This is a genomic window from Janthinobacterium sp. CG_23.3 (assembly GCF_046115965.1).
In the GTDB taxonomy this organism is placed as follows: Bacteria; Pseudomonadota; Gammaproteobacteria; order Burkholderiales; family Burkholderiaceae_D; genus Janthinobacterium.
In genome coordinates, this window is record NZ_JBJXIB010000242.1 from 1 (window position 1) to 2674 (window position 2674).

The 2674-nt window shown below is 69.1% G+C and carries 2 protein-coding genes and 1 pseudogene; all 3 read left to right on the top strand.

The window, feature by feature from the left end:
- A pseudogene (locus ACFDR9_RS27445) lies at window positions 1–682 on the top strand (methionyl-tRNA formyltransferase); the annotation flags it as partial.
- 3 nt (window positions 683–685) lie between these two features.
- Window positions 686–1588 (top strand): LysR family transcriptional regulator, encoded by a 903-nt coding sequence (locus ACFDR9_RS27450; protein ID WP_409033043.1) that lies wholly within the window; start codon window positions 686–688, stop codon window positions 1586–1588.
- Between the two features lie 137 nt (window positions 1589–1725).
- Window positions 1726–2674 (top strand): type VI secretion system Vgr family protein (locus ACFDR9_RS27455; RefSeq protein ID WP_409033044.1); only part of this gene is annotated, 949 nt, incomplete at its 3' end.

The following is a 2674-nucleotide window of genomic DNA, read 5'->3' on the forward strand; positions in this document are numbered from 1 at the left end:
TGGGGGTGTGGCCTCCGAGGGTTTGATCCTGCCACGAAGCGCGCTAGAAGTTAGGCTTTGCTGAAACGTCCGTGGCGCATGCTGGCCGCTTGTGCGCGGCGCCGCGCCGATCCACCGCGCCATCGAAGCCGGCGACGACGAGACCGGCGTGACCATCATGCAAATGGAGGAGGGCCTGGACACCGGGCCGATGCTGGCGATCGAGCGCGTCACCATCGGCGCGCAGGACAACACCGGCACGCTGCACGACACGCTGGCCGCGCTCGGCGGCAGGATGATCGTCGCCGCGCTGCGCAAGATGGAGCAAGGCGCGCTGGAGGCGGTGCCGCAGCCGGAGGCCGGCGTCACCTACGCCGCCAAGATCAGCAAGGACGAGGCGGCGCTCGACTTCGCCCTGCCCGCGCTGGAGCTGGGCCTGAAAATCCGCGCCTTCAATCCCTTCCCCGGCGCCACCGCGCAAGTCGACGGCGTCACCATTAAACTGTGGGCCGCCGAGGCGATGGAAGCCGACAGCGCCGAGGCCCCCGGCCAGGTCCTGGCGGCCGACGCCCAACACGGCATCGTAGTGGCCTGCGGCGCCGGCTCGCTGCGCCTGACCGAACTGCAAAAGCCGGGCGGCAAGCGCCTGCCGGCGGCCGAGTTCATCAAGGGCTTCGCCATCGACGGCGCGCGCTTTAGCTAAAGCGTGGACCAACTGGCGGCGCTGCGCGCCCTGCGCCGCGTCGTCGAACTGGGCAGCTTCACCAAGGCCGGCGCGGCGCTGGGCGTGTCGCACACGGCGGTGTCGCGCCATGTCAGCCACCTGGAAGCCCACCTCGGCGCGCAACTGCTGAACCGCACCACGCGCCGCTTCGCGCTGACCGAGGCGGGCCAACGCTACTACGACGCCAGCCGGCAGATCCTCGACGCGCTCGACGCCGCCGACCGCGCCGCCGCCGAGCAGCAGGCGCGCCCCGCCGGCAGCCTGCGCATCAACGCGCCGATGGCCTTCGGCGCGTTGGAACTGGCGCACTGGCTGCCGCCATTCCTCGCCCGTTACCCCGAACTGCGCATCGACCTGGTGTGCAACGACCGCATCGTCGACCTGATCGAGGACGGCTTCGACGTCGCCCTGCGGCTGACGAGCAAGCTGCCCGACTCGACGCTGATCGCGCGCCGCCTGGCCAGCAGCGGCGTGGCGCTGGTGGCGGCGCCGGCCTACCTTGAGCGGCACGGCGCGCCGCGCACGCCGCAAGATCTGTTGGCGCACAACTGCCTGAGCTACACCTTGGCGGCGCAACCGCGCGATTGGGACTTTACCGGGCCGGACGGCGCGGCCCACCACGTCAGCGTACAGGGCAATCTGCAGGCCAACACCGGCATCGCCCTGCGCGCGGCCGCCGTCGGCGGGCTGGGCATCGCGGCCGCCGCCGCGTTCACCGTCCGCGACGAACTGGCGCGCGGCGAGCTGGTGCGGGTGCTGCCCGACTACGCCATCGCGCCGCGCGAACTGTACGCGCTGTATCCGCAGAACCGCCACCTGTCGCCGAAGGTACGGGCCTTCGTCGACTTCGCCGCCGAGCTGTACCGGACGCGCCGCTGGGACTGAACCTCCCCGTATTGATATCGGTCAAGGCTGTCTCGAACGAATCTCCCTTGTGCCAGCAGCATTTCTGATGCTTAATGCCATGTGAAAAATATTGCTTTATTTTTATCTCAAAGTGCGCCGCACGGGAGTAGTGCCAAATGCCACAGTCATCCAGCCTCCAAGCCATGCTTGGCGGCTTCACGCAAAGCACCCGCCTATTGCAACTGACGACACCGCTCGGCCCCGACAAGCTGCTGCTCGAATGCCTGCGCGGCGAGGAAGGCCTGAGCCAGGGCTACTCGCTCAAGATCGCGGCGCTGTCCACTGACGCCCGCATCCCCCTGAAGTCGCTGATCGGCCAGCCCGCCCGCGTCGACCTGCTCACCAGCGCCGCCGGCGCCCGGCGCCCCTTCCACGGCCACATCACGGCGGTGGAAATGACCGAGGCGAACGGCGGCTTCGCCCGCTACGCGCTGACCATCGAACCATGGACCGCCTTCCTGGCGTTGAACCAGGACAGCCGCATCTTCCAGGACATGACGGTGTGCGACATCCTCGACGCCGTCTTCGCCCCCTACTTGGGCCAGGGCCGCCTGATGCCGGCGTGGCGCTTCGACATCGCCGAGCGCGACATCTACCCGCGCCGCAGCCTGACCACCCAATACCAGGAAAGCGACCTCGCCTTCGTCCTGCGCCTGATGAGCGAGGAAGGCCTGTTCTACTACTACGAGCACAGCGCCGGCGACGGCCCCGGCCTGGGCGGGCACACCCTGGTCGTGGCCGACCACAACGGCAGCTTCCAAGCCAACGTCCAGGCCGACATCGCATTCACCCAACCCGGCGCGGTGATGAAGGCGGATAGCCTGGACCGCTGGCGCACCACGCTGACGCAGCGGACCAACGCCATCGAACTGAGTTCCTGGGACTACCGCTCCTGCCGCGACAACCCGGTCGGCGCCTACGGCGACATCGGCGACGGCGTGCGCCTGCTCAGCCGCGACGCCCCCGGCGTCTACGCCTACCAGAGCCGCGCGCAGGGCCAGCGCATCGCCGACAACCAATTGCAGGCGTTCGAGGCGGGCAGGGAAATCCACACCGCCGCCGGCA